This is a genomic window from Allobosea sp. NPDC003192, assembly GCF_050275675.1.
Classification (GTDB): Bacteria; Pseudomonadota; Alphaproteobacteria; order Rhizobiales; family Beijerinckiaceae; genus Allobosea.
In genome coordinates, this window is the sequence record NZ_JBNNPK010000002.1 from 40,454 (window position 1) to 64,788 (window position 24,335).

23 protein-coding genes are annotated in these 24,335 nt (G+C 67.2%); 14 read left to right on the forward strand and 9 right to left on the reverse strand.

Annotation, left to right across the window (positions count from 1 at the left end; all coding sequences use genetic code 11):
• Positions 1-27: 27 nt before the first annotated feature.
• Together ACQKLX_RS02940 and ACQKLX_RS02945 are read right to left on the reverse strand one after the other, a co-directional pair.
• The gene (locus tag ACQKLX_RS02940; RefSeq protein WP_427359360.1) at positions 28-1,224 is read right to left on the reverse strand and encodes an MFS transporter; all 1,197 of its coding nucleotides are present in this window, start codon (positions 1,222-1,224) and stop codon (positions 28-30) included.
• A gap of 94 nt (positions 1,225-1,318) precedes the next feature.
• On the reverse strand, positions 1,319-1,978 hold the full coding sequence (locus ACQKLX_RS02945; protein WP_427359362.1) for a GntR family transcriptional regulator: 660 nt from the start codon (positions 1,976-1,978) through the stop codon (positions 1,319-1,321).
• Between the two features lie 44 nt (positions 1,979-2,022).
• Between ACQKLX_RS02945 and ACQKLX_RS02950 the strand changes: the two genes are divergently transcribed.
• A complete protein-coding gene (locus tag ACQKLX_RS02950) occupies positions 2,023-3,189 on the forward strand; it encodes a pyridoxal phosphate-dependent aminotransferase (protein ID WP_427359364.1) in 1,167 nt (388 codons plus the stop codon).
• Positions 3,190-3,222: 33 nt separating this feature from the next.
• Here ACQKLX_RS02950 and ACQKLX_RS02955 read toward each other — a convergent pair whose 3' ends face one another.
• On the reverse strand, positions 3,223-4,209 hold the full coding sequence (locus ACQKLX_RS02955; RefSeq protein WP_427359366.1) for a GlxA family transcriptional regulator: 987 nt from the start codon (positions 4,207-4,209) through the stop codon (positions 3,223-3,225).
• Positions 4,210-4,331: 122 nt separating this feature from the next.
• On the opposite strand from ACQKLX_RS02955, the gene ACQKLX_RS02960 reads away from it, so the two are divergent.
• Together ACQKLX_RS02960 and yddG are read left to right on the forward strand one after the other, a co-directional pair.
• Complete coding sequence (locus tag ACQKLX_RS02960) at positions 4,332-5,162, forward strand: alpha/beta fold hydrolase (protein WP_427359368.1); 831 nt, start codon at positions 4,332-4,334, stop codon at positions 5,160-5,162.
• 322 nt (positions 5,163-5,484) lie between these two features.
• Entirely contained in the window at positions 5,485-6,369 is an 885-nt protein-coding gene (gene yddG / locus ACQKLX_RS02965; protein ID WP_427359369.1) for an aromatic amino acid exporter YddG, read from the forward strand.
• A gap of 3 nt (positions 6,370-6,372) precedes the next feature.
• Here yddG and ACQKLX_RS02970 read toward each other — a convergent pair whose 3' ends face one another.
• From ACQKLX_RS02970 to gloB, 3 genes are read right to left on the reverse strand one after another with little or no spacing between them, the layout of a single operon-like run.
• Entirely contained in the window at positions 6,373-7,149 is a 777-nt protein-coding gene (locus tag ACQKLX_RS02970) for a GNAT family N-acetyltransferase (RefSeq protein ID WP_427359371.1), read from the reverse strand.
• Between the two features lie 2 nt (positions 7,150-7,151).
• Complete coding sequence (locus ACQKLX_RS02975) at positions 7,152-7,607, reverse strand: cupin domain-containing protein (protein WP_346362594.1); 456 nt, start codon at positions 7,605-7,607, stop codon at positions 7,152-7,154.
• A gap of 4 nt (positions 7,608-7,611) precedes the next feature.
• Positions 7,612-8,376 (reverse strand): hydroxyacylglutathione hydrolase, encoded by a 765-nt coding sequence (gene gloB, locus ACQKLX_RS02980; protein WP_427359373.1) that lies wholly within the window; start codon positions 8,374-8,376, stop codon positions 7,612-7,614.
• A gap of 135 nt (positions 8,377-8,511) precedes the next feature.
• Here gloB and ACQKLX_RS02985 point away from each other — a divergent pair, with 135 nt between their 5' ends.
• The 4 genes from ACQKLX_RS02985 (at position 8,512) to ACQKLX_RS03000 (ending at position 13,079) form a co-directional block, all read left to right on the forward strand.
• Entirely contained in the window at positions 8,512-9,282 is a 771-nt protein-coding gene (locus ACQKLX_RS02985; protein WP_427359375.1) for a class I SAM-dependent methyltransferase, read from the forward strand.
• A gap of 108 nt (positions 9,283-9,390) precedes the next feature.
• Entirely contained in the window at positions 9,391-10,344 is a 954-nt protein-coding gene (locus ACQKLX_RS02990) for an acetyl-CoA carboxylase carboxyltransferase subunit alpha (RefSeq protein WP_427360083.1), read from the forward strand.
• A 196-nt stretch (positions 10,345-10,540) separates the two neighbouring features.
• Complete coding sequence (locus ACQKLX_RS02995; protein WP_427359376.1) at positions 10,541-11,959, forward strand: L,D-transpeptidase family protein; 1,419 nt, start codon at positions 10,541-10,543, stop codon at positions 11,957-11,959.
• Between the two features lie 211 nt (positions 11,960-12,170).
• Positions 12,171-13,079 (forward strand): TorF family putative porin, encoded by a 909-nt coding sequence (locus ACQKLX_RS03000; protein ID WP_427359378.1) that lies wholly within the window; start codon positions 12,171-12,173, stop codon positions 13,077-13,079.
• A 245-nt stretch (positions 13,080-13,324) separates the two neighbouring features.
• Here ACQKLX_RS03000 and ACQKLX_RS03005 read toward each other — a convergent pair whose 3' ends face one another.
• Positions 13,325-14,146, reverse strand: a complete 822-nt coding sequence (locus tag ACQKLX_RS03005) for an AraC family transcriptional regulator (RefSeq protein WP_427359379.1) — start codon at positions 14,144-14,146, stop codon at positions 13,325-13,327.
• A 104-nt stretch (positions 14,147-14,250) separates the two neighbouring features.
• Here ACQKLX_RS03005 and ACQKLX_RS03010 point away from each other — a divergent pair, with 104 nt between their 5' ends.
• Positions 14,251-15,456: an MFS transporter gene (locus ACQKLX_RS03010; protein ID WP_427359381.1), complete on the forward strand. Its 1,206-nt coding sequence runs from the start codon at positions 14,251-14,253 to the stop codon at positions 15,454-15,456.
• A 3-nt stretch (positions 15,457-15,459) separates the two neighbouring features.
• Here the strand turns inward: ACQKLX_RS03010 and ACQKLX_RS03015 are convergent, their stop codons facing one another.
• The gene (locus tag ACQKLX_RS03015) at positions 15,460-16,017 is read right to left on the reverse strand and encodes a hypothetical protein (RefSeq protein ID WP_427359383.1); all 558 of its coding nucleotides are present in this window, start codon (positions 16,015-16,017) and stop codon (positions 15,460-15,462) included.
• A 139-nt stretch (positions 16,018-16,156) separates the two neighbouring features.
• Between ACQKLX_RS03015 and ACQKLX_RS03020 the strand changes: the two genes are divergently transcribed.
• Positions 16,157-16,945 carry a 2-keto-4-pentenoate hydratase gene (locus ACQKLX_RS03020; RefSeq protein ID WP_427359384.1) on the forward strand — a complete coding sequence of 263 codons (789 nt, stop codon included), beginning with the start codon at positions 16,157-16,159 and terminating at the stop codon, positions 16,943-16,945.
• 34 nt (positions 16,946-16,979) lie between these two features.
• Here ACQKLX_RS03020 and secA read toward each other — a convergent pair whose 3' ends face one another.
• Positions 16,980-19,826 carry a preprotein translocase subunit SecA gene (gene secA, locus ACQKLX_RS03025; protein ID WP_427359386.1) on the reverse strand — a complete coding sequence of 949 codons (2,847 nt, stop codon included), beginning with the start codon at positions 19,824-19,826 and terminating at the stop codon, positions 16,980-16,982.
• Between the two features lie 306 nt (positions 19,827-20,132).
• On the opposite strand from secA, the gene ACQKLX_RS03030 reads away from it, so the two are divergent.
• From ACQKLX_RS03030 to mutT, 5 genes are all read left to right on the forward strand, one after another.
• The gene (locus tag ACQKLX_RS03030) at positions 20,133-20,993 is read left to right on the forward strand and encodes a peptidylprolyl isomerase (RefSeq protein WP_427359388.1); all 861 of its coding nucleotides are present in this window, start codon (positions 20,133-20,135) and stop codon (positions 20,991-20,993) included.
• 130 nt (positions 20,994-21,123) lie between these two features.
• On the forward strand, positions 21,124-22,377 hold the full coding sequence (gene argJ / locus ACQKLX_RS03035) for a bifunctional glutamate N-acetyltransferase/amino-acid acetyltransferase ArgJ (protein ID WP_427359390.1): 1,254 nt from the start codon (positions 21,124-21,126) through the stop codon (positions 22,375-22,377).
• Positions 22,346-23,287 (forward strand): DMT family transporter, encoded by a 942-nt coding sequence (locus ACQKLX_RS03040; protein ID WP_427359392.1) that lies wholly within the window; start codon positions 22,346-22,348, stop codon positions 23,285-23,287. The genes argJ and ACQKLX_RS03040 overlap by 32 nt, the downstream gene beginning before the upstream one ends.
• Positions 23,284-23,790, forward strand: a complete 507-nt coding sequence (locus ACQKLX_RS03045) for a carboxypeptidase regulatory-like domain-containing protein (RefSeq protein ID WP_427359394.1) — start codon at positions 23,284-23,286, stop codon at positions 23,788-23,790. The genes ACQKLX_RS03040 and ACQKLX_RS03045 overlap by 4 nt, the downstream gene beginning before the upstream one ends.
• 8 nt (positions 23,791-23,798) lie before the next feature.
• Positions 23,799-24,203: an 8-oxo-dGTP diphosphatase MutT gene (mutT, locus tag ACQKLX_RS03050; RefSeq protein WP_091838125.1), complete on the forward strand. Its 405-nt coding sequence runs from the start codon at positions 23,799-23,801 to the stop codon at positions 24,201-24,203.
• Positions 24,204-24,335: the final 132 nt, after the last annotated feature.

Genomic DNA, 24,335 nt, shown 5'->3' on the forward strand with positions numbered 1-24,335 from the left:
CGTTCTAATGACTGGTGTCGGCACCATTCAGCGGCGCGCTTCCTTCGGCAGCAGGAAGGTCAGCAGGCCGAAGGCCGGCAGCCAGGCGCAGAGCGCGAAGACCTGGGTGATGCCGATCCTGTCGGCCAGCGCGCCAAGCGCTGCCGCTGCCAGGCCGCCGAGGCCGAAGGCGAGGCCGTAGAACAGCCCGCCGACCAGCCCGACGCGATGCGGCACCAGGTCGATGGCGTAGATCAGGATCGCCGAGAAGGCGCTCGCCATGATGAAGCTGATGATCACGCTGAGGATCGCGGTCCAGAGGAGATCGGCATAGGGCAGGGCAAGCGCGAAGGGCAGGCAGCCGAGGATCGAGAGCCAGATCACGCGATGGCGGCCGATGCGATCGCCGATCATGCCGCCGATGATCACGCCGACGGCGCCGACCACGAGATAGAGGAAGAGCAGGATCTGCGAGAGCTGCAGCGAGACCTGAAAACGCTCGATCAGGTAGAAGGTGTAGTAGGAGGTGAAGGAGGCGGTATAGGCGTTCTTCGAGAACAGGATGACGATCAGCACCGCCATGGCGAGCAGGACCCGGCTGCGCGGCATGCCATGCGAGGCGACGTCTTCGGCATGGGTCTTAGAGGCGACCTGCTCGCGGCGGAAGGCCGAGTAGCGCGAGCCGATCCAGGCCATCAGCAGCATGGCGACCAGCACGATCCCTGAGAACCAGGACAGGCTCTGCTGGCCGTTCGGCACGACCACGGCAGCGGCGAGCAGCGGGCCGATCGCATAGCCGGCATGGCCGCCGACCTGGAAGACGCCCTGCGCCAACCCTTGCCGGCCGGCGGCCGCATGGCGGGCCATGCGGGTCGCTTCGGGATGGAATACGGCCGAGCCGGTGCCGACCAGCGCTGCGGCGACCAGCACCATCGGGTAGCTGTGGGCGAAGGCGAGCGAGAGCAGGCCGGCCAGCGTCGCGCCCATGCCGGCGACCATCGCATAGGGCCAGGGCTTCTTGTCGGTGACATAGCCGAGGAGCGGCTGCAGCAGCGAGGAGGTCACCTGGAAGGCCAAGGTGATCAGGCCGATCTGCACGAAGTCGAGCTGATAGGCCTCCTTGATCAGCGGGTAGACCGCCGGGATCATCGACTGGATCAGGTCGTTGAGCAGATGGGCGACGCTGAGGGCCGCCAGGACCGGCATCAGCGGGCGGGCGGCGGTCGGCAGGGGGAGCGTGGTCATGGCGCACGCATGCGCCTGCGCGCGAGCGCGGTCAATCGCCGCACGGCGCGCAGGTTGCATGGCCGCTATCGCACATGCGCGCGCCGAAGGCGCATCAGCGTGACGCCAGCAGCTTTGTCGCCAGCGCCTTGCCCGCTTCGAGGATGTGCGTTTCGAGCGCCTGGGCAGCGGGCTCGATCCGGCCTGTTCGGAGTTCGGCGAGGATCTGCCGGTGCTCCGCCTCCGAGCGCGGTTGCCAGTCGAGCTCCCGCCAGGTGGCGAACAGGAAGCGCGCGCTCGTCCGTTGCAGGTCCTCGATCGTCGCAAGCAGGCGCTGCATGCCACAAGGGGCCGTGATCGCGTGATGGAAACGGCGGTTGGCGGCCTCCCAGACCAGGACCGCGTCGCTCGTCTCGGACTCGGCGATCGCTGCTGCTGCTTCCTCCAGATCGGGTGCCGCGAGCCTCGGGAAGCCGCGACGCAAGGCGAGGACCTCCAGCGCGGCGCGCATTGCCGTCACTTCCAGCACCAGCCCCGGTTCCAGCGGTGCGACGCGCACGCCGCGCCGGGGCTCGCTGACGAGCAGCCCTTGCGCCTCCAATGTCCGGAAGGCCTCGCGCACCGGCACATGGCTGGCGCCGAACTCGGCCGCGACATGGTCCTGCCGCACGGCGGCCCCGGGCGCCAACGCCCCGGTTAGGATGCGCTGCGACAGACTCCTGGCGATGCGGCTGGTCAGCGAGGCGCCGGCCTCGTTCTCGTCTTGAAAGCTCATGGCTCGTATGATTTCATAGATAATATATGAAATGAGGTGTCACGATGTCACGCTCTCGTCCAGCCCGCCTACGCCATATCGCCGGAATCGGCGTGGACCGCATGGGATCAATCGCCGACGCCTCCGGCAAGGATTTCCTGCGGCTGGAAAACCTCGACACCGACATTCTTCCCGATCCAGAGGCGATTGCGCGCACGCTCCGCGCTGCCAGCGAGGATGCCGACAACAGCTATCTGCCCTTCATCGGCCAGGCGCGTTTGCGCGAGGTCGCGGCGCGGCATGTCTCGGCGCTTTCGGGCGTGAGCTATAGCGGCGAGCGCAACTGCGTGATCTCGGCCGGCGGCCTCTCCGGCATCCTCAACGTGCTGCTGGCGACGATCGAGGTCGGCGACGAGGTTGTCGTCACCGATCCGACCTATGCCGGGCTGATCAACCGCGTGCGGCTCGCCGGCGGCGTGCCGCGCTTTACGCCTTTCATCTTCGAACCGGGCGGCGAATGGCGGCTCGACCGCGAGGCGCTGCGTGCCAGCATCGGGCCGAAGACCACGGCGATGCTGCTGATGTCGCCCTCGATGCCCTCGGGAGGCTGCCTCGATGCCGGCGACTGGGCGCTCGTCGCAGAACTCTGCGTCGCGCACGACCTCTTGCTGATCCTCGACACGGCGATGGAGCGGCTGGTCTTCGACGGCAGGCCGGTGCTGCATCCGGCTGGCCTGCCCGGCATGGCGGAGCGGACGATCACCGTCGGTTCCTCGGCCAAGGAGCTGCGGATGATCGGCTGGCGCGTCGGCTGGATCGTGGCGCCGGAGGCGTTCATGCCGGATCTCGTCGCCGTGTCGCTCGCCAATGTCGTGGTGCCGGTCGGCATCGGGCAGGACGCGGTCGCGACCGCGCTGGAGAATTCCGCGACGACGCTGGCGCCTTATGTCGACGAACTGCAAGCCCGGCGCGATTGCATGCTCGAGGAGCTGCGCGGCCTGCCGGTCGGCGTCCCCGGCGGCGGCTGGTCGCTGCTGCTGCGCGTCTCGGATTTCGGGCTGGACGGCGCGGCGATGTCGGAGCGGCTGCTGGAGCAGGGCGTCTGCGCCACCGCCATGGCCGGCTGGGGCGAGACGCATGGCACGCAGCACATCCGCTTCGTCTATGCCAACGAACCGGTCGAGCGCCTGCGCAGACTTGGCGACCGCGTTCGTGCAGCGCTCGGCTTGTAGCTACTGGTTCAATCGGCGAAGTCGGTTACCTGTTCAGGCGGCGGCGACGCCGAAGCGGCGGCGGTAGTCGGCCGGGGCGAGCCCGGTGATGCGCTGGAACAGCTTGCGGAAGGCCGAAGCGTCCTCGTAGCCGACATCCCAGGCGATCTGCGCGACCGGGCGGCGGCTTAGTTCCAGCGCCTCGCGCGCCTTGGCGATGCGGACCTGCTGGGCGTATTCGGTCGGGCGCAGGCCGGTCGCCTTGCGGAAGCGGCGCAGGAAGGTGCGCTCCTCCAGCCCCGCCCGCTTCGCCAGCGCCGGGACGTCGTGATCCCTGGCGCCGCTCGCCTGCAGCCAGTGCTGCGCCTTGAGGATCGCGGCGTCGCCATGGTCGAGTCGCGGCACGAAATGGCTATAGGGCTGCTGCGTGCGCCCCGGCGGGTCGATCAGCAAGAAGCGGGCGGTCTCCAGCATCACGCTTGGCCCGAGCAGGCGCTCGACCAGGGTCAGGCCGAGATCGGTCCAGGCCAGGATGCCGCCGGCGGTGATGATGTCGCCATCGTCGATCACCATGCGGTCGGTATCGACCTTCGCAGCCGGGAAGCGCGCGGCCAGCTCCTCGGCGAAGGCCCAATGCGTCGTCGCCTCGCGGCCCTCCAGCAGGCCAGCCTCGCCGAGCAGGAAGGCGCCGGCGCAGACCGAGCAGAGCGTCGCGCCTTCGCCATGGCGCTCGGCAAGCCAGCTTGCGAGGCCGTTCATCTTCTGCATCTTCGCCGGCATGATCAGGCTCGGCGGCGCGATCAGATGGCTCGGATCGTGCAGGGCGCCGGGATGGCTGTCGAAGACGCACTCCACGCCGGCGCCGTCCGCCGACTGACGCCAATGGCTGACGCGGATGGCAGGCGCTTCCGGCCCACCGCTTGCTTGGCTCATCTCGCCGGCGATGCGGAACAGGTCGGTCAGGCCGTAGACGGCGGCGAGCTGCACATCCGGATAGAGCAGGAGTCCGATCTCTGCGACAATCTGCTTGCCTGTCGTCATGTTGTCAGTTTTGCCCTGCTGATTGTCGGTTCCGCCAAGCGGCAGCATGCAACGCCCCGCCTATAACCGTCCACATCGAAGGGCGACGCTCCCGCCGCCCGGAAAGCCGAAGGAAGCGACAGATGAGCACGATCACCACCAGGGACGGCACCGAGATCTTCTACAAGGACTGGGGGCCGAAGGACGCGCAGCCGATCGTCTTCCATCATGGCTGGCCGCTCAGTGCCGACGACTGGGACAACCAGATGCTGTTCTTCCTGCATCAGGGCTTCCGGGTGATCGCGCATGACCGCCGCGGCCATGGCCGCTCGAGCCAGACGGCGACCGGCAACGAGATGGACACCTACGCCGCTGATGTCGCCGAGCTCGCCGCGCATCTCAACCTGCGCAACGCCGTCCATATCGGCCATTCCACCGGCGGCGGCGAGGTTGCCCATTACGTCGCCCGGGCTGAAGCTGGCCGCGTCGCCAAGGCGGTGCTGATCGGCGCGGTGCCGCCGGTCATGGTCAAGTCCGAGGCGAATCCGGGTGGCCTGCCGATCGAGGTCTTCGACGGCTTCCGCGCCGCGCTGGTCGCCAACCGCGCCCAGTTCTATGTCGATATCCCCACCGGCCCGTTCTACGGCTTCAATCGCGAAGGCGCCAAGGTCTCGCAGGGCATCATCGACAATTGGTGGCGGCAGGGCATGATGGGCGGCGCCAAGGCCCATTACGACTGCATCAAGGCCTTCTCCGAGACCGACTTCACCGAGGATCTCAAGAAGATCGATGTACCGGTGCTGGTGATGCATGGCGACGACGACCAGATCGTCCCCTATGCCGACTCGGCCCCGCTTTCGGTCAAGCTGCTGAAGAACGGTACGCTGAAGACCTATGCCGGCCTGCCGCACGGCATGTGCACCACCCATCCCGACGTGATCAACGCCGACCTGCTCGCCTTCATCAAGGGCTGATGCGACGTAGAGGAATTCCCCTGCGAAACCAGATGGGGGGCACGCTAACCCCTCCCCCTTGTGGGGAGGGGCAGGGGTGGGGGGCGCAAAGTCGGAGCAAATTCGCCGGGAGTTGGGCCGGTCCACTGCTACCAGCAACCTTGCACCCGGTCGCTCGCCCCCCATCCCCATCCCTTCGCCACAAGGGGGAAGAGAGGAGCTTGGGCGATCAGCCTTTCGCATGAAATTGGGTTGCTGACCGGCAAAGAGTACCGAAACGCACTGGCGGGGACGCGGCGCAGCGCTTAACGGGTCTCCAGCCGTCACGCTGAAACTCGTTGTCATGACCTCCCGTACCGCCACCACGACCGGCTTCGCCGCCATCCTGCTCTGGTCGACGCTGGCGCTGTTCACTGCCATGTCCGGGCGGGTGCCCCCCTTCCAACTGGTCGGCATGACCTTCGTCATCGGCGGCATCTTCGTGCTGGCGATCGCCGCCGTTCGCGGCCGCCTGCATCTGGCGCGGCCGACGCCGGCCTCCTTCCTGCTCGGGCTCTACGGGCCGTTCGGCGACACCGCGCTCTACTATGCCGCGGTGAAGACGGCGCCGGCGGCGGAGGCCAATCTGATCCATTATCTCTGGCCGCTGCTGATCGTGCTGTTCGCGGCGCTGCTGCCTGGTGGTGGGCTCAAGGCCCGCCATCTGGTCGGGGCGCTGATCGGCCTCGTCGCGACGGCGCTGCTGATCTCCGGCAGCCTCGGCTCCGGCGCCGGCATCCAGCTCGGCCATATGCTGGCGGCGCTCGGGGCCTTCGTCTGGGCGAGCTATTCGGTGCTGTCGCGGCGCTTCGCCGGCGTGCCGTCGGAGAGCCTCGCCATCACCATGCTCGGCTGCGCCATTCCCGCCTTCGCCTGCCACCTCGCCTTCGAGACGACCCTGTGGGCGCCGAACGCAGTCGAATGGGGCGGGGTGCTCGGCCTCGGCCTGGGCTCGATCGGGCTCGCCTTCATCTGCTGGGACATCGGGATGAAGAAGGGCGACGTCGCCTTTCTCGGCGTCGCCTCCTATGCGGCGCCGGTGCTCTCGACCGTGATCCTGGTCATCGCCGGTTATGCGCCGGCGAGCTGGCTCCTCGCCGTGTCCTGCATCCTGATCGTCGTCGGGGCGCTGGTCGCGAGCTTCGGGTCAGCAGGACGAAGCACTGAGCCGAAAGCCGCCGGCAGCTAGAATTCAGATGTCGAGGATTCGCGTTTCGTAGGCGTAGACCGACCGGAAGCCGAGCCGCTTGTACATCTCGAAGGCAAGGCCATTGCTCTGGTCGACCTGGAGATAGGCCTGGCTGCAGCCCTGCGCCGCCGCCCAGCCCATCAGTCCCAGCATCATCTGCTTGCCGAGGCCTTTGCCGCGGAGGGCTTCGTCGACGATCACCGCGCCGATCTCGGCCATGCCGCGCTCGGCGACGCTCATCGCATAGGCGGCCGGGCGCCCCTCATGCAGCAGCGTCGCGAAGGCGGCGGGCACGCGCACGCCGGAGACGATGGCGGCAAGATGCTCGCGATTGCGCTTGTTGCCGGTCTGGTGAGCGCAGACGCCGTCGATCCAGGCATCCTCCGCCTGCGCGGTCGCGATCATGCCGGGAACGGGTGGGTGCAGATTGGGATCGAGCTCGGCGACCATGCCGAAGGAAGCGGTCTCGATGCGGTAGCCGCGCTCGGCGAAGCGGCGACGGGCGTCCTCGGCGACCAGCGGCGTGAAGCGGATGCGCGGCGGCAGGCCGGCCTGGCGATAGAGGTCCTCGACGAAGGCCAGGGTCGCCTCGTCCATGTCGCCGCCTTCGCGCAGCGATGAGGCCGAGTTGGCCCGGCCGGAATAGCCATTGGCGAAGCGTACCACCCATTGATCGACGACGAGCGTGGTCGGCGCCGGCCAGGCGTTGACGATGCGGGTCTCGCAGGCACTCACCAGCGCCAAGTCGATCGCAAGGATGTCGGTGACGGGCTTGTCCATGCTCAGCCTCCGGCCGGCCGCGGCGTCGGCCGCCAGTCAGGCGGAGCCATCTCGAAGCCGGAGAAGGCGAAGCCCGGTGCGACCGTGCAGCCGACCAATGTCCAGGCGCCGAGCGAGGTCGCGCTCTGCCAGTGCCCGGCGGGGACGACGATCTGCGGCCGCTGGCCGGCGGCAAGGTCCTTGCCGAGATGATGGGCCGAGGCGTCATGCCCATTTGGCGAGAGCGTGATCACCAATGGCGCGCCGGCATAGTGGTGCCAGATCTCGGCTGCGTCGACGCGATGCCATTCCGAGGTCTCGCCGACATCGAGCAGATAGTAGATCGCGGTCGAGAAGCCGCGCCCTTCCGGCCCGGCGGGGTCGCGGAAGGTCTCGCGATAGTGCCCGCCTTCCGGATGGGGCTTCAGCTCGAGCAGGCGGATGACCTCGGCGGCGCTGAGGCCGCTCAGCGTGTTCATGCGGTCAGAACCTGTTCTTGGCCTCGCGCAGCGCGGCGAAGACCTCGCCTGCCGGCTTGCCGACGATGCCGAGCGTCGCAGCCAGAGCCTGCTCGCCGGCGCGGAAGAACGGGTTGGTCGCCCGTTCCTCGCCGATCGTGGTCACGGCCCAGAAGCGCCCCTCGGCCTTCGCGGCCTCGGCTTCGGCGAGACGCGCCGCAACGGCGGCGTTGCTCGGATCCATCGCCGCGGCGAAGCGGGCATTCGAGAGTGTGTAGTCGTGGCCGCCGATCAGCGTGGTCGCGTCCGGCAGCGTCATGACCCGCGAGAGCGAGGTCCACATCGCCTCCATCCGGCCCGGCATGACGCGGCCGCAGCCCATGACGAAGACGACGTCGCCGACCAAAGCGAGCTTCGCCTTCTGGCTGACGAGGCTGACATGGCCCTCGGCATGGCCGGGCGTCGCCCAGGTCTCGAAGTCATAGCTGCCGAGCGAGACGCGGTCGCCTTCGCCGATGACGACGTCGACGGGAGCGCCGGCGCGCGCGGCTTCCGGAGCGAACACCTTGGCGCCGGTCGCCTGCTTCAGCTCCGCGATGCCCTGGACATGGTCGGCATGTTCATGAGTCACCAGCACCTGGTCGATCGTCCAGCCCTTGGCCCTGGCGGCGGCGAGCACCTCGCCGGCATCGGGAACATCGACAGTGGCGCAGGCGCCGGTGGCGGGATCGCGCAGCAGCGCGCCGGCATTGTCGCTGAGCGTGCGGAAGACATGGATGTCGAGAGGCATGGGAGGCTCCGGCAATCGGTCGGGACGCCTGCTTGAAGCAAGCCGGCGTCGGGAGCAAGACAATCTGCTCTCCCTACGGCCGTCCGGCGCCGCCCGCTCTTGCGCTTGCAAGGCTGCTGCGCCATCTCCGTCGACATGGCCTTGGACGTCGTCGACCTGCGCACCTTCTATGCCAGCCCGCTCGGGCATGTGGCGCGTCGGGTCGTTGGCAAGATGATTTTGCGGCTCTGGCCGGATTGTCGACGCCAGCGCCTGCTCGGTCTCGGTTTTGCAACGCCCTATCTGCCGCTGCTCGGCGGCGAGGCGGAGCGCGTCATCGCCTTCATGCCGGCGGCGCAGGGCGTGGTGAACTGGCCCTTGCCCGGACTGTCCGCTTCGGCCCTGGTCGAGCCGACCCTGCTGCCGCTGCCAACCGCCTCGATCGACCGGGTACTCCTCGTGCACGCGCTGGAAGAGACCGAGAGCCCGGAGGATCTGCTTGAGGAGATCTCGCGGGTGCTGAGCCCAGGCGGGCGGCTGATCGTCGTCGTGCCGAACCGGCGCGGCTTGTGGGCGCGAATGGATACGACGCCCTTCGGCCATGGCCGGCCGTTCAGCCGCTCGCAGATCGAAGCGCTGATGCGCCGCGCCATGTTCTCGCCGGAGCACTGGGCCGAGGCGCTCTATGTGCCGCCGCTGCGCCGGCGCCTGTTCATGCGCTCGGCCATGGCCTGGGAGAAGGTCGGAGCCGGCCTGTCGCTGCCCTTCGCCGGCGTCTACGTCATCGACGCGACAAAGCAGTTCTACCGCCGCGCGCCCCTGCGCGCGACGCGGCGCAGCTTCGCCTTCCGGCCGGTGCTGCTGCCGCAAGCCCATCCTTCGAGCCGGCTGCCGCGGCAGGAAGAGACGAAGATGCCGGCGGGTTGACAATTTCGCCGGGGCGCGGCCAAGGTCCGCCGCCTTTTTTGACCGTTCCGTCGCCGCGACCCTGGGCGTGGCCTTTCCCCGAGGAAGCGGGACCAGATCTGGATGTCGATGCGAAGCTATCTCGATTTCGAAAAGCCGGTTGCCGAAGTTGAGGCGAAGGCGGATGAACTGCGCGCGCTCGACGGCAAGGGCGACGGCTATTCGCTGGCCGAGGAAATCGGCAAGCTCGAAGCCAAGGCCTCGCAGGCGCTGAAAGACCTCTACGGCGCGCTCACGCCCTGGCAGAAGACACTGGTGGCGCGCCATCCGCAACGCCCGCATTTCCTCGATTATTGCTCGGCCCTGATCGACGAGTTCACGCCGATGGCGGGCGACCGCGCCTTCGGCGAGGACGAGGCGATCGTCGGCGGCTTCGGCCGCTTCCGTGGCGAGCCGGTCTGCGTCATCGGCCAAGAGAAGGGCAACTCGACCGAGACCCGCATCAGGCACAATTTCGGCATGCCCAAGCCGGAGGGCTACCGCAAGGCGGTGCGCCTGATGGAGCTGGCCGACCGGTTCGGGCTGCCGGTGCTGAGCTTCATCGACACCGCCGGCGCCTATCCCGGCATCGAGGCGGAGGAACGCGGCCAGGCCGAGGCGATCGCGCGCTCGACCGAGACCTGCCTCGCCTTGCGCACGCCGAGCGTCGCGCTGGTGATCGGCGAGGGCGGCTCGGGCGGGGCGATCGCCATCGCCGCCGCCAGCAAGGTGCTGATGCTGGAGCATGCGATCTATTCGGTGATCTCGCCGGAAGGCGCGGCCTCGATCCTCTGGCGCGACACGGCGCGCGCGCAGGATGCCGCGACAGGCATGAAGATCACCGCTCAGGACCTGTTGCGCTTCGGCGTGATCGACAGGATCGTCGCCGAGCCGACCGGCGGGGCCCATCGCGATCCCCAGGCTGCGATCGAGCGCGCGGGCGCGGCGATCGAGGCCGCGTTCTCCGATCTTGCCGGCCTCAGCGCCGACGAGATCATCGACCGCCGGGCGCAGAAGTATCTGGCGATCGGCCGGGCCCTCTAGCCTGGGACTTGTGCGCAACCGCGCGCTCGGCCAGGCGGACGCTTTACCGCGGCTTCACCATATGGCCATCTGCAGACCCCCTGTGGTAAGGAACGGTCAAGGCTAACGGTCCTACAACCGGGCAACGGGCATAATTTGGCCTTGTTGCGTGGTGAATTGTCGGCTTGACGCGTCCGCGCGAGATGGGATTGACGACGTGGCTGTGAGACATTTCGCGCTGGCGGCGCTCCTCGGCCTCACTTTGGCAGCCTGCGAAGAGGACCGCTATCGCGGCTCCGCGCGCCACAATATCCCGATTCCGTCGGCGACCTACACGCTGATGTCCGAGAAGGGCATGAGCAAGAGCCAGCCGATCGTGATTCGCTCCTACAAGAAGGAGTCGGAGCTCGAGGTCTGGAAGAAGCGCGCCGACGGCAAGTACGCGCTGCTCAAGACCTACCCGATGTGCCGCTGGTCCGGCCAGCTCGGCCCGAAGGTGCGCGAGGGTGACCGCATGGCGCCGGAGGGCTTCTACGCCATCAGCCCGGCGCAGATGAACCCGAACTCGTCCTTCTACGTCTCGTTCAACATGGGCTATCCCAACGCCTATGACCGGGCGCATGGCCGCACCGGCGCGCATCTGATGGTGCACGGCGCCTGCTCCTCTGCCGGCTGCTATTCGATGACCGACGACCAGATCGGCGAGATCTATGCGCTGGTGCGCGAAGCCCAGAATGGCGGGCAGCGCGCCGTGCAGATGCAGGCTTATCCCTTCCGGATGACACCGGAGAACCTCGCCAAGCACCGAGCCGATCCGAACATCGCCTTCTGGAAGAACCTGAAGGAAGGCTCGGATTATTTCGAGGTTGCCAAGGACGAGCCTTCGGTTTCGGTGGTGAGTGGGCGCTATGCCTTCAACCGCGACGGCGTTCAGATCGATCCGTCGCTGACGCAGGCGATCGCGCAGAAGCGCCAGCAGGACGAAATCCAGGTCGCGGCTTTGGTGTCGAAGGGCACGCCGGCGATCAAGCTGATCTATGACGACGGCGACCAGCACTCCTCGTTCAAGCGCCAGTTGGCCCAGTCCGGCGCCGATTCGATGAACCGGTCGGTGGCCTGGGGCTCGCGCGATGTCGGCATCAGCCGCGTCGATTCGCTGATCGGCCCGCGCGTCGTCGTACTCGATGACAAGGGTCGCACCAAGGCGACAGTCCGGGCCGAATCGGCTGAGAACGACGCCGTGCTCGCTGCTGTCAGCAGCGCGCAGGCGGAGGAGGCCAAGCCCGTGGTCGCGGCCGCGCCGGCCAAGCCGGTGGCTGCCCAGCCTGCCGTCAAGCCGGCTGGCGATGCGGCGACGCAGGTCGCCAAGGCGACGGCCGGAGCCGCGACGCCGGAACCGATCCAGACGGCCTCGGCCGAGCCGGCGCAGCCTTCCTTCTATCAGCGGGCGCTGAGCTTCGTGCCGCTGCTCGGTGGCTCCTCCGAGTCGAAGGAGCAGGCGCCGGTTGTCTCGACCGCGCCGGAGACCCCGCAGACGGTGAGAGCGCCGCTGCCGCCGCGCCGGGCTTCGACCCTGCGGACCTCGCAACTGCAGCAGCCTGACGCCGCCTATGCGAGCCAGCCCACGGCGCGCTGACCGCCTCTCCATCAGCTGATGTAAAAATATCACGCCCGCGGCCAGCGATGGCCGCGGGCGCTTTTCTAGGCGCGAAACCCGCCGAAATCGGCGTCTTTGCCCATTGCCGCGGCAGGTTGCCGAAAAGCTCGTCTTGCCGATTTCGCGGTTGCGAAGGCTTCATCGTGACGAAGGCATGACGCGGTCATGCGGACCTTCGATGGAGTTCGTAATGGCTTTCAAGATTTCGGGTTTGCTGACGGGCCTGGCGCTGTCGACGGCATTCGCGGTCTCGGCGCTCGCCTCTGACCTGCCGAGCCGCAAAGGCGCGCCGCCGGCGCCGGTGGCGCCCAGCATCACCTGGTTCGACATCGCGGTCAGCGTGAAGGGCATGACGGATTATAACTTCCGCGGCATCTCGCAGACCGACCGCAAGCCGGCGATCCAGGGCGGCGCCGAGCTGCAATTCTACGACAACCTGGTCTATGCCGGCGTCTACGCCTCGAATGTCGACCTGGCGACCAGCCCGCCGGCCGAGATCGATTTCTACGCCGGCATCCGGCCGAAATTCGGCCCGGTCACCGTCGATGTCGGCGTCTGGCAGTACTACTACCCGGGCGAGAAGGCCTATATCGACACGGCCGGCGTGTTCTGGACGCCGAAGAACACCGACTTCACCGAGGTCTACGGCAAGCTCAGCTATAATTTCGAGGACAAGCTGATCCTTGGCGCCAACGTCTTCTACGCCTGGGATTGGCTTGGCACCGGCGCCTCCGGCACCTACGCCTCGGTGACGGCGAAGTACAACCTGCCGTTCCTCGAAGGCCTGTCGGTGTCCGGCGAGTTCGGCCATTACTGGCTCGGCACGACCAACCTCGCGATCTGGTCGACGGTGCCGCCGACCAACTTGCCCGACTATGCCTACTGGAACGCCGGCGTCTCCTACACCTGGAAGAACCTGACGGCGGATCTGCGCTATCACGACACCAATCTGTCGAAGAGCGATTGCTTCCTGCTGACCGCCGATCCGCGCGGCATCACCTCCGGTTCGGGCCGCTCGAAGTGGTGCAATCCGACCGTAGTGGCGACGCTCTCCTTCGACATCACCGCCAGCAGCGTCGGCATCTTCGCGCCGAAGTAAGCGCTCGGTCGCACAAAGTGCTTTGGATAGGGCCGCTCGCGAGAGCGGCCCTTTTCCGTTGTCGCGACCACGTATGAGGAAGCTAGGGCGTGCTGCCTTCGCCCGGAACCACTCCCGTCATCCTGGGCGAGCGAAGCTCGGCCCGGGAAGCATCGTAGAGCTCCGGAGCCCTATGATGGATCCCGGATCTGCGTGGCTTCGCCGCTTGTCCGGGATGACGGCGTGGTCCTGAGCAAATCCGCGCTCTATCGCGCCAGCGAAGCCTTCATGTAATTGCGCGGCGCCGTGCCCAGCCGTCGCCTGAACATGGTGGTGAACGCCGCGACATTGTCATAGCCCGCCAGCATGGCGACCTCAGTGACCGGTACGCCTTCAGCCAGCCTGGGAAGGCAGGCGAACAGGCTGGCCTGCTGGCGCCAGGCGACGAAGCTCAGGCCCGTCTCGCGCTGGAAAAGCCGTGTGAAGGTCCGCCGGCTCATCGCCAGCTTCGCGGCCCAGTCGTCGAGGCGCTCATTGACCGACGGGGCGGCCATATAGGCGCGGCAGAGGGCAGCGAGGCGTCTGTCGACGGGGAAGGGCAGACCGAGCGGCCGGATCGGCAGGGCGGCGATCTCCGCCGTCAGCAACTCCAGCACGAGCGCGAGCTTGCGGGTGCCGGGTGGCGTGTCGCTGAGGCGGATCGCCTCGACGATCAGTGCATGGGCGAGATCGGTGACGCCAAGCACCTGCAGCAGGCGCTGCGCCAGCTCCTCATGGCCGGTCAAGAGATAAACCGACTTGATGCTGACATCGCTCAGCATCTCCACGGAATGCTGCAACTGGGCCGGGATGAGCAGGCCATGGCCGGGCGGGATCATCCAGCTGCCGCGCTCGGTGTTGATCTGGACCACGCCGGAGAAGGCGCAGAGGAGCTGGATCTGGCGATGGCTGTGCAGGGGTATCGTATAGCCGGCGGGGTTGTCGGAGATGCGGACCAGGACATCGCCGTCGGCGTCGGCAACCGAGCCGTGAACCTTGCGATGATCGGCATGGAGCGTATCGACCTGTTGCTGCGGCAGCTTTCTCATCGAATGGCCCAAACTCGAAAGAATTCGACCGAAACACGAAAGCAGGTCATGGGCAAGCGCGGTAGAAGGAGCGCCGGTCGAGGTTTGCGCGCAGGGACATCGCAATGGTTGCCACGATGGAGGGGAGCCGTCCCCGCTTCGAGAAGACGACGATCTCCGTCCTGCTGGCGGTGAGCTTCTGCCACCTCTTGAACGATGTCATGCAGTCGCTGCTGGCCTCGCTCTATCCGCTGTTCAAGGCGAACTACGCTCTGGACTTCGTCCAGATCGGCCTTTTGACCATGGCCTTCCAGGTCACGGCCTCGCTGCTGCAGCCGGTCGTCGGCATGGTCACCGACCGCTGGCCGATGCCCTATTCGGCTCCGGTCGGCATGGCCTCGACCTTCGGCGGCCTGATCCTGCTCGGCAATGCCCACAACTTCGCGGTGCTGATCCTGGCGGCCTGCCTGATCGGGCTGGGCTCGGCGATCTTCCATCCGGAGGCGTCGCGGATCGCGCGACTCGCGTCAGGTGGGCGGCATGGCCTGGCGCAGTCGCTGTTCCAGGTTGGCGGCAATCTCGGCTCGGCGCTGGGGCCGCTGCTGGCGGCCTTCGTCGTGCTGCCCTTCGGCCAGGGCAGCGTCGCCTGGCTCTCGGTCATCGCCATGGCTGGAGTCATCGTGCTCAGCCGCGTCGGATACTGGTATGCGGCCCATCGTCGGACCCAGGCCGGCCGGCCGCCGGCGAGCCGTGCCTTGCCGCTGCCGGGGCGTCGTGTCGCTTTCGCTCTGTTCGTCCTGGTACTGCTGACTGCGACCAAGAACGTCTACATGGCGAGCATTTCCAGCTACTTCACCTTCTATGTCATCGAGCAGTTCCAGCTTGGCTTCCGCGACGCGCAGTTGATGCTGTTCCTGTTCCTCGGTGCGGCCGCGGTCGGCACCTTCGCCGGCGGGCCGATCGGCGACCGCTTCGGCGCGCGCTTCGTGATCTGGTTCTCGATCCTCGGCGTCATCCCGTTCGCGCTGCTCCTGCCCTATGCCAACCTGTTCTGGACCGGCGTGCTGAGCGTGATGATCGGCCTGATCTTCGCTTCGGCCTTCTCGGCGATCGTGGTGTTCGCGCAGGAGCTGGTGCCGGGCCGCGTCGGCCTGATCGCCGGCATGTTCTTCGGCTTCGCCTTCGGCGCCGGCGGGCTCGGCGCCGCCTTCCTCGGCGGCTTCGCCGACGCCTATGGCATCACCTTCGTCTACAAGGTCTGTTCCTACCTGCCGCTGCTGGGGCTGTTGACGATCCTGCTGCCGCGGCTGCCGAGGCGGGCGCAGGACTGACCCTTACGACGCAAGGGCGGCAAGGGATTCCTGCTGCTCCGTCGTCAGCAGACGCAGCGGGATCATGGTCGGCTGGCCAACACGCAGGTGCAGCAGGAACAAGCCGTCGCCGCTGCTCGTCTTGCGGATCGCGCTGCGCCCGATGAAGCTGCGCAGCCCTGCGCGCCGGAACCAGACACCGTTCCGCGTCGCCAGCAGGCGCGTGCCGTTCCATTCCGCGCGGAAGGCGTCATAGGTCGCCTGCCGCCGCCGTTTGTCGGCGATGCCGGCTGCCAGGCCCGGCGCGGTCATCCCGATCCAGTACGCCCCGAAGCAGAGCGCGGCGATGCCGGCGCCGGAGCGGGGTGCGACGATCCCGCCGGCGGTGGCGAGCAGGGTCGCGCCGATCGCCACGGCGACGCCCAGCCCGATGAAGGCGGGCCAGCCTTCCCAGACCGTCGGCTTGGCTTCGGCAATGGCTTGCTGCGCCAGCAGCGTGTCGAACCGGGCGAGCTCGTCATCGGTGTAGTCGAGGATGAGCTCGATACGGGCTTGTTTCGCGGTTTCGCCAGCAGCCGGCACAGCCAGATATCCTCGTGATCGGGCGCTCATGTCCCCTTGCTATAGCGAGACCGGATCTCGCTGGCATCGGTTGCGCCTGTGCTGGCCAGCGGAAGCCCTGGCATGGCAGGTTGCCTTATCCAACCTGCGGAGCCTTGCCTTGCCTGACACGACCATCGCCGCAGCAGCCGAACAGGTCAGCACGGCGCGGCTGAGCCTGATGCCTCTGGCGCCCCCGCCCGCCGGGGCCGCGCCGCGCGATCTTGCCGAGGCCTATGCGGTTCGCGACGCGGTTCATGTGCGCCTGGCTGGCAGCCGTTTCGGCGCGCGTATCGGCTGGAAGATCGGCTGCACCACGCCGGTGATGCAGGCCTATCTTGGCATCGCTCACCCGTGTGCGGCCGGGCTTTTCGTCGGTACGACGCATCGTGGCGACGCGGTGCTTCGGCACGGCGATTTCGTAAGGGTCGGTGTCGAATGTGAGATCGCGGTGCGGCTGGCGCGCGATCTGCGGGAAGGGCCGTTCACGCCGGCGAGCGTGAGAGATGCGGTGGGAGCGGTGATGGCGGCGATCGAGATCGTCGACGACCGCTATGTCGACTGGCAGAGCACGGGCACGCCGATGCTGGTCGCCGACGATTTCTTCGCTGCCGGAGCGGTGCTTGGCCGCGAGCACGATCCTGCGGCGCTGCCAGACCTCGCGACGTTACGCGGGCGAATCCTGATCGACGGGGTCGAGGTCGGCACCGGCATCGGCGCCGATGTGCTCGGCCACCCCTACGCCGCTTTGGCCTGGCTTGCCGAACACGCCCGCGAGCGCGGTCAGCCGCTACAGGCGGGCGAGATCGTCCTGCTCGGCAGCCTGGTCAGGACGCAATGGCTCAGTGCCGGTGCGACAGCGCGCATCGAGATCGATGCGCTCGGAGCCATAGAGGCTGGTTTCGCCTGAAGTCCGTGCTGGAGGAGAACTCCGGCGCCGCGGTTCAGACGAACTGGCCGTGGCAATGCTTGAACTTCTTGCCGGAGCCGCAGGGGCAGAGCTCGTTGCGGCCGACCTTGCCCCAGCTCGAGGGATCGGCCGGATTGCGCTCGGCGAGGGCGACGTCGCCATCGGTCGCGGCGAATTGCGGCTGGTTGGCGAAGAAGCCGGCGGGCGGGGGCGGCAGGGCGTCGTTGCCGCCCTGATCGATGACCTGGCCGTCCTCCGTCGGCTGCTCGAAGCGGACCTCGACGCGCATCAGATTGCCGGTGACCTGCTCGCGCAGGCGGCCGATCAGCCCATCGAACAGCTCGAAGGCTTCCTGCTTGTACTCGTTCAGCGGGTCGCGCTGGGCATAGCCGCGCCAGCCGATGACCTGGCGCAGATGATCGAGCGTGACCAGATGCTCGCGCCAGAGATGGTCGAGCGTCTGCAGCAGCACCTGCTTCTCGATATAGGTCATCACCTCTTCGGTGTTGCGCTCGATGCGCGCCGCATAGTCCTCGTCGGCGATCTTGCGGATGCGCTCGCGCAGTTCGGCGTCGGCGATGCCCTCTTCCTTGGCCCAGTCCTCGATCGGCAGCTCGAGGTTGAGATAGGTCACGACGTCCTGTTTCAGGCCGGCGGCATCCCACTGCTCGGGATAGGCGTCCTCGGGGATGCGGCGCGAGACGGTGTCCTCGACGACGCCGTGGCGCATGTCGTCGATGGTCTCGCGCACGCTATCCGTACGCATGAACTCGCGGCGCTGCTCGAACACGACCTTGCGCTGGTCGTTCATGACGTCGTCGTATTTCAGGATGTTCTTGCGGATGTCGAAGTTGCGCGCCTCGACCTTGCCCTGCGCCTTCTCGACCGCCTTGTTGATCCAGGGGTGGACGATGGCCTCGTCCTCCTGCAGGCCGAGCTTCTGCAGCATGCCGTCCATCCGGTCGGAGCCGAAGATGCGCATCAGATCGTCTTGCAGCGACAGGAAGAACTTGGAGCGGCCCGGGTCGCCCTGGCGGCCGCCGCGGCCGCGCAACTGGTTGTCGATGCGCCGGCTCTCATGGCGCTCGGTGCCGATGATGTAGAGACCGCCCGGACGGGTCATGGTCTTGGCTGGGCGCGAGCCCTTGGCCGGCTCGAGCTCGATCGTCTCGGAGGCGCCCAGGACGATCTCCTTGAAGCGGGCGACCTCGGCCTCGATCTCCTTGATCTTGGCCTGCTTCTCCGGCCCGTCATCCATGCCCGCCGTCTCGATCGCGACGCGCATCTCGACATTGCCGCCGAGTTTGATGTCGGTGCCGCGGCCGGCCATGTTGGTGGCGATGGTGATCGCACCGGGCACGCCGGCCTCGGCGACGATGAAGGCTTCCTGCTCGTGGAAGCGGGCGTTCAGCACGGCGAACTGCTTGGTGCTCTTGCCGGTGCGGGCGGCGGCGTAGAGGCTGTCGAGCGCATTCGGCTGGCTGAAGTCGATCTGCTTGAAGCCGGCGGCGACCAGCATCTCGGCGATCTGCTCGGACTTCTCGATCGAGGCGGTGCCGACCAGGACCGGCTGCAGGCGCTCGCTGGCGCGCTCCAGCTCCTTGATGATCGCCTTCACCTTCTCCGGGAAGCTGCGATAGACCTCGTCGTCGTCGTCGATACGGGCGACCGGGACATTGGTCGGGATCTCGACCACTTCGAGCTTGTAGATCTGCTCGAATTCGTCGGCCTCGGTGCCGGCCGTGCCGGTCATGCCGGCGAGCTTCTTGTAGAGGCGGAAATAGTTCTGGAAGGTGATCGAGGCGAGCGTCGCGTTCTCGGGTTGGACGGTGACGTGCTCCTTGGCCTCGAGCGCCTGGTGCAGGCCTTCCGAATAGCGCCGGCCGGGCATCATGCGGCCGGTGAACTCGTCGATGATCACGACCTCGTCGTTGCGGACGATGTAGTCCTTGTCACGCGTGAACAGGGTATGGGCGCGCAGCGCCTGGTTGACGTGGTGGACGAGGGTGACGTTGGCGGAATCGTAGAGGTCTCCTTCCGTGAGGAGGCCCGCCTCGCGCAGCAGCTCTTCGATATGCTCGTTGCCGGCCTCGGTCAGCGCGGCCGTGCGCTGCTTCTCGTCGACCTCGTAGTCGCCCTTGATCAGCTTGGGCAGAACCTTGTCGATCGCGACATAGAGATCCGACTTGTCGTCGAGCGGGCCGGAGATGATCAGCGGTGTGCGGGCTTCGTCGATCAGGATCGAGTCGACCTCGTCGACGATAGCAAAATGGTGGCCGCGCTGGCTCATCTGCGCGACCTCGTACTTCATGTTGTCGCGCAGGTAGTCGAAGCCGAACTCGTTGTTGGTGCCGTAGGTGATGTCGCAGGCATAGGAGCGCTGGCGCTCCTCGTCGTCGAGGCCATGGACGATGATGCCGACGGTGAGCCCGAGGAAGTTGTAGATCTTGCCCATCCACTCGGCGTCGCGGCGGGCGAGATAGTCGTTCACGGTGACGACATGGACGCCCTTGCCGGCGAGCGCGTTGAGATAGACCGGCAGGGTCGCGACCAGAGTCTTGCCTTCGCCGGTCTTCATCTCGGCGATCGAACCTTCGTGCAGCACCATGCCGCCGACCAGCTGGACGTCGTAAGGGCGCTGGCCGAGCACGCGCTTGGCCGCTTCGCGGACGGTGGCGAAGGCCGGCACGAGCAGGTCGTCGAGCTTGGCGCCGTCGGCGAGCTGCTGCTTGAAGGTTTCGGTGCGGGCGCGAAGAGCCTCGTCGGAGAGCTGGGAGACCTCGGCTTCAAGCGCGTTGATCGCGGCGACGCGGGGTTGGTAGCCCTTCACCCGCCGGTCGTTCGACGAGCCGAAGAGTTTCTTTGCAAGCGCGCCAAGCATGTCTGGCCTTTCAATGGCGAATCCAGCCGGCGCCGGGAGCGCGGCCGAAGCGGTAACCCTCAGAAATTCACGCGCGTGTTTAGACGGGCGCGGGCGCGTGGTCCAGCACGCGCTTGTCGCGCGGATGTGGGGTCCGGCAGGGCGTGTTCCAAGAGGCCCCGGCCATGGCGCCAGGTGCTGCGGCCGATTGAACCATGCCTGCCGGCTCGCGTTGATGTGCGAAGCCTCGTCTTGCCAACGCCGCGTTCTGCTGGCACTCAGCCGGCGAGATCGATCTCCGCGCCGTCCAGTTGAAAGGCCGCACCGATGTTGTCCTCCCGTCTCGCCATGCTGTCGCTTGGCTTCGCGCTGGCCGCCGCGCCGGCCCTCGCGCAGCAGGACAAGCCCGTCGCCAAGGTCGACGGCATCACCATCACCGAGGGCGACCTCAAGCTCGCGGAGGAAGATCTCGGCGAGCGCACCGCGCAGATGCCGGAGGAGCGCAAGCGCGAGGAACTGATCAACTATCTGGTCGACCTCAAGCTCGGCGCCAAGACCGCGACGGCCGCCAAGATCGGTGACGGGCCGGAGTTCGCCAAGCGCCTCGCCTATAACCGAGAGAAGCTGCTGCTCGACGAGTACCTGACGGTCGAGGCCAAGAAGGCCGCGACGCCGGAAGCGGCCAAGAAGCTGTTCGAGGACACCGTCAAGGCGATGAAGCCTGAGGAAGAGGTCCATGCCCGCCATATCCTGGTGCCGGAAGAGGCACAGGCCAAGGCGGCGCTGGAGCGTGTGAAGAAGGGCGAGGACTTCGCCAAGGTCGCTGCCGAGCTCTCCAAGGATCCCGGTTCGGGCAAGGAGGGCGGCGATCTCGGCTGGTTCGCCAAGGACCGGATGGTGCCGGAGTTCGCCGAAGCCGCCTTCAAGCTCGACAAGGGTCAGGTTTCCGAGCCGGTGAAGAGCCAGTTCGGCTGGCACGTCATCAAGGTCGAGGACAAGCGTAGCAAGCCGCTGCCGAGCTTCGACGAGGTCAAGCCGCAGATCGACCAGTACCTGGTTCGCAAGGCGCAGCAGGACATCATCGTGGCGCTGCGCGAGAAGGCCAAGGTCGAGCGCCTCGACAAGCCGGCCGCTCCGGCGACACCCGCACCTGCGACCCCGGCTCCGGCCGAACCGAAGAAGCCCTGATCGGCCGCGTTTTTCATCGTATCGTCGTGATGCGCCCGGGCCATGCCCGGGCGTTTGCTTTTGGAGGGGCTCGGACTCTTGTCTTCGCCCCGCCGCTGCGGCACATCGGGCCAACCATACGAGGAGACGCATGATGGCCGGCAAGGATGTTCCCGTTTCTCCGCTCGCGCCGAAGCGCCAGCCCAAGGTCCCAGCCGTGCCGGGCGTGCGCTTCGCCACTGCCGAGGCCGGCATCCGCTACAAGGGCCGCACCGACGTGGTGCTCGTCCTGCTCGACGAGGGCTCGCAGGCTGCCGGCGTCTTCACCCGCTCGAAATGCCCCTCGGCGCCGGTCGACTGGTGCCGTGAGAATCTGGCGCAGGGCAAGGCGCGCGCCATCGTCGTGAATTCCGGCAACGCCAACGCCTTCACCGGCCTGAAGGGCCGCGACTCGGTCGCCTTGACGGCGAAGATCGCGGCCAAGGCCGCGGGCTGCAAGGCGGAGGAGGTCTTCATCGCCTCGACCGGCGTGATCGGCGAGCCGCTCGATGCGACCAAATTCGAGGGCGTGCTGGCCGATTGCGCCAAGCGCGCCGCCGACGGCCCATGGTCGGATGCTGCCAAGGCGATCATGACCACCGACACCTTCCCGAAGGCGGTCTCGCGCAAGGCCAAGATCGACGGGCATGAGGTCGTCATCGCCGGCATCGCCAAGGGCGCCGGCATGATCGCGCCCGACATGGCGACGATGCTCTCGTTCGTCTTCACCGATGCGCCGATCGCCGCTCCCGTGCTGCAGGCTCTGCTGTCGAAGGGCGTCAAGGGCTCGTTCAACGCGATCACGGTCGACAGCGACACCTCGACTTCCGACACGCTGATGCTGTTCTCGACCGGCAAGGCCAAGGCCCGCGGCGTGCCGGAGATCACCGATCCCAGCGATGCCCGGCTCTCCGGCTTCAAGCGGGCGCTGAACGCCCTGCTGCTGGAGCTCTCGCATCTGGTCTGCAAGGACGGCGAGGGCGCCCGCAAATTCGTCGAGGTCCGCGTCGTCGGGGCACAGTCGGCGCGCTCGGCCAAGAAGGTCGCGCTCTCGATCGCCAATTCGCCGCTGGTCAAGACCGCGATCGCCGGCGAAGACGCCAATTGGGGCCGCATCGTCATGGCCGTCGGCAAGGCGGGCGAGCCGGCCGACCGCGATCGGCTCGACATCTCCTTCGGCGCGATCAAGGTCGCGGAAGCGGGCGCTCGCGCCGGCTCCTATGACGAGCAGGCCGTCTCCGACTACATGAAGGGCGAGCACATCGTCGTCACCGCCGATCTCGGCCTCGGCCGCGGCAAGGCCACCGTCTGGACCTGCGACCTGACCAAGGCCTATGTCGAGATCAACGGCGACTATCGCTCCTGAGCCCTCGGGGCCGATTGGCCCCAGCAAGGCCTTCATCGTCGGCAACCTCGCTGCCTGCTCTTTCCTTTGGGGGAGCAGCTACCTGTTCATCAAGCTGATGGCCGGCGAGGTCAGCCCTTGGGCGATCGCTGCCGGGCGCGGGCTGCTTGGCGCTGCGACGCTTGCGCTTTACGTCGCCATGCGCGGCCAGAGCCCTCTGCCGCGTCGCCATGAGCTTCGCCACTGGCTGGTGCTCGGTACATGCAATGGCTGGTTGCCGAATGTGCTCGTCGCCTATGCGCTGATTCAGCTCGCCAGCGGCCCGGCGGCGATGATCCAGGCGGCGGGGCCGCTGGTCACGGCGCTGTTCGCGCATGTCCTGTTCTCCGAAGAACGCCTGAGCCGGCGCCGCCTTACAGGCATCCTCGTCGGCATGGCCGGCGTCGCCATCCTGATCGGGCCGCGCCTGCTCGAGGGCGGCGGCACGGCGCTCAGTCTTCTCGCCATGGTCGGCGCGACGCTGTCCTATGCCTGCGCCAATCTCTATACGCGCGCCGTGCCGCCGCGGGCGGGTGACCCGATCCGATTGGCGCTCGGCCAGCAGATGGTCTCGGGCTCGGGCGCACTGCTGCTGACGCTTACCTTCTCCGGCGGTGCGGCGCTCGCTGCTCTTGTGCCGCACTGGCAGGCGGTCCTGGCGCTCGGCGTGTTCGCGACGGCGCTGCCGGTGACGTTCTTCATGCGATTGATCCGCGCCGCCGGTCCAACGCGCGCGGCGATGACCGGCTATCTCGTTCCGGCGGTCGCTGCCGGAATGGGTGTATTCGTGCTCGGTGAAACGCTGGAGTTGCGGCAGATTATCGGAGGTTGCATCATCCTCGCAGGCGTCTTCCTGGTATCGACGGCGCCTGCGGGGGGACGAACCAGATGACGAGGATCGCATATGTGCTGGGCCTTGCGGCCCTGCTAGGTGCCTGTGTGCAGCAGCCGGTGACGACGACGTCGTTCTCGGCCGAGGAGGCGGGGTTCATCCGGAAGACCGGGACCGGCGTCATCGCGGGTCATGCCTTCCGTACGCGCTCGAAGGGACAGGTCGTCAACGCCGCCGGCGAGGTCGTCAGGCTGATCCCGGCGACATCCTATGCGCGCGAACGCTTCAGCAGCCTCTTCGAGAAGACCAAGTTCCTGCCGCACTGGCGCTATCCCAACGGCCAGGTCGATCCGCTCTATGCTCAGTTCACCCGGACGACCAAGACAACGGCCAGAGGGCGCTTCAGCTTCGACAAGGTCGCGCCTGGTACCTACTTCGTCTCGACCCAGGTGATCTGGGGCGAGGAGGATGCGATTTTCCGCGAGGGCGGGACGGTCTATGACGAGGTCACGCTGACCGGCAAGGAAACCGAGCCGGTCGAGGTCATCCTCTCGGGACATTAGTTCTTGCCGTGAAACTGCTGCTCGTCGTCGCCTGCGCGCTGGTCGATTCCGACAATCGCGTGCTCGTCACCCAACGTCCCGAGGGCAAGGCACTCGCCGGCCTCTGGGAGTTCCCCGGCGGCAAGCTGGAGGCCGGCGAGCGGCCGGAGCCGGCGCTGATCCGCGAGCTCGCCGAAGAACTCGGCATCGAGGTGAAGGAGGCGTGCCTCGCGCCGCTGACCTTCGCCAGCTACGCCTATCCCGAGTTCCACCTCCTGATGCCGCTCTATATCTGCCGGCGCTGGGAGGGGACGGCGATGTCGCGCGAGGGGCAGGCGCTGAAATGGGTGCGGCCCGGCAAGCTGCGCGATCTCGCCATGCCGCCGGCCGACGAGCCGCTGATCCCGCCGCTGGTGGATTTGCTGGGGGCGTGAATCTCAGCCGTCATTCTCGGGTGAATGCGTAACTGAAAGGCGCCGGGAACCCTTCTCCCGTGTGGGAGAAGGGCAGGGATGAGGGCCTGCCCGACCCAGAGAAGGTGCAACGGCGCCGCCTCCCTAACAATC

Excerpts from the sequence above, each read along its gene's own strand:
- ACQKLX_RS02940 (WP_427359360.1), bottom strand. The coding sequence starts at position 1,224 with ATGACCACGCTCCCCCTGCCGACCGCCGCCCGCCCGCTGATGCCGGTC.
- ACQKLX_RS02945 (WP_427359362.1), bottom strand. The coding sequence starts at position 1,978 with ATGAGCTTTCAAGACGAGAACGAGGCCGGCGCCTCGCTGACCAGCCGC.
- ACQKLX_RS02950 (WP_427359364.1), top strand. The coding sequence starts at position 2,023 with ATGTCACGCTCTCGTCCAGCCCGCCTACGCCATATCGCCGGAATCGGC.
- ACQKLX_RS02955 (WP_427359366.1), bottom strand. The coding sequence starts at position 4,209 with ATGACGACAGGCAAGCAGATTGTCGCAGAGATCGGACTCCTGCTCTAT.
- ACQKLX_RS02960 (WP_427359368.1), top strand. The coding sequence starts at position 4,332 with ATGAGCACGATCACCACCAGGGACGGCACCGAGATCTTCTACAAGGAC.
- yddG (WP_427359369.1), top strand. The coding sequence starts at position 5,485 with ATGACCTCCCGTACCGCCACCACGACCGGCTTCGCCGCCATCCTGCTC.
- ACQKLX_RS02970 (WP_427359371.1), bottom strand. The coding sequence starts at position 7,149 with ATGGACAAGCCCGTCACCGACATCCTTGCGATCGACTTGGCGCTGGTG.
- ACQKLX_RS02975 (WP_346362594.1), bottom strand. The coding sequence starts at position 7,607 with ATGAACACGCTGAGCGGCCTCAGCGCCGCCGAGGTCATCCGCCTGCTC.
- gloB (WP_427359373.1), bottom strand. The coding sequence starts at position 8,376 with ATGCCTCTCGACATCCATGTCTTCCGCACGCTCAGCGACAATGCCGGC.
- ACQKLX_RS02985 (WP_427359375.1), top strand. The coding sequence starts at position 8,512 with ATGGCCTTGGACGTCGTCGACCTGCGCACCTTCTATGCCAGCCCGCTC.
- ACQKLX_RS02990 (WP_427360083.1), top strand. The coding sequence starts at position 9,391 with ATGCGAAGCTATCTCGATTTCGAAAAGCCGGTTGCCGAAGTTGAGGCG.
- ACQKLX_RS03000 (WP_427359378.1), top strand. The coding sequence starts at position 12,171 with ATGGCTTTCAAGATTTCGGGTTTGCTGACGGGCCTGGCGCTGTCGACG.
- ACQKLX_RS03005 (WP_427359379.1), bottom strand. The coding sequence starts at position 14,146 with ATGAGAAAGCTGCCGCAGCAACAGGTCGATACGCTCCATGCCGATCAT.
- ACQKLX_RS03010 (WP_427359381.1), top strand. The coding sequence starts at position 14,251 with ATGGTTGCCACGATGGAGGGGAGCCGTCCCCGCTTCGAGAAGACGACG.
- secA (WP_427359386.1), bottom strand. The coding sequence starts at position 19,826 with ATGCTTGGCGCGCTTGCAAAGAAACTCTTCGGCTCGTCGAACGACCGG.
- ACQKLX_RS03030 (WP_427359388.1), top strand. The coding sequence starts at position 20,133 with ATGTTGTCCTCCCGTCTCGCCATGCTGTCGCTTGGCTTCGCGCTGGCC.
- argJ (WP_427359390.1), top strand. The coding sequence starts at position 21,124 with ATGATGGCCGGCAAGGATGTTCCCGTTTCTCCGCTCGCGCCGAAGCGC.
- ACQKLX_RS03040 (WP_427359392.1), top strand. The coding sequence starts at position 22,346 with ATGTCGAGATCAACGGCGACTATCGCTCCTGAGCCCTCGGGGCCGATT.
- ACQKLX_RS03045 (WP_427359394.1), top strand. The coding sequence starts at position 23,284 with ATGACGAGGATCGCATATGTGCTGGGCCTTGCGGCCCTGCTAGGTGCC.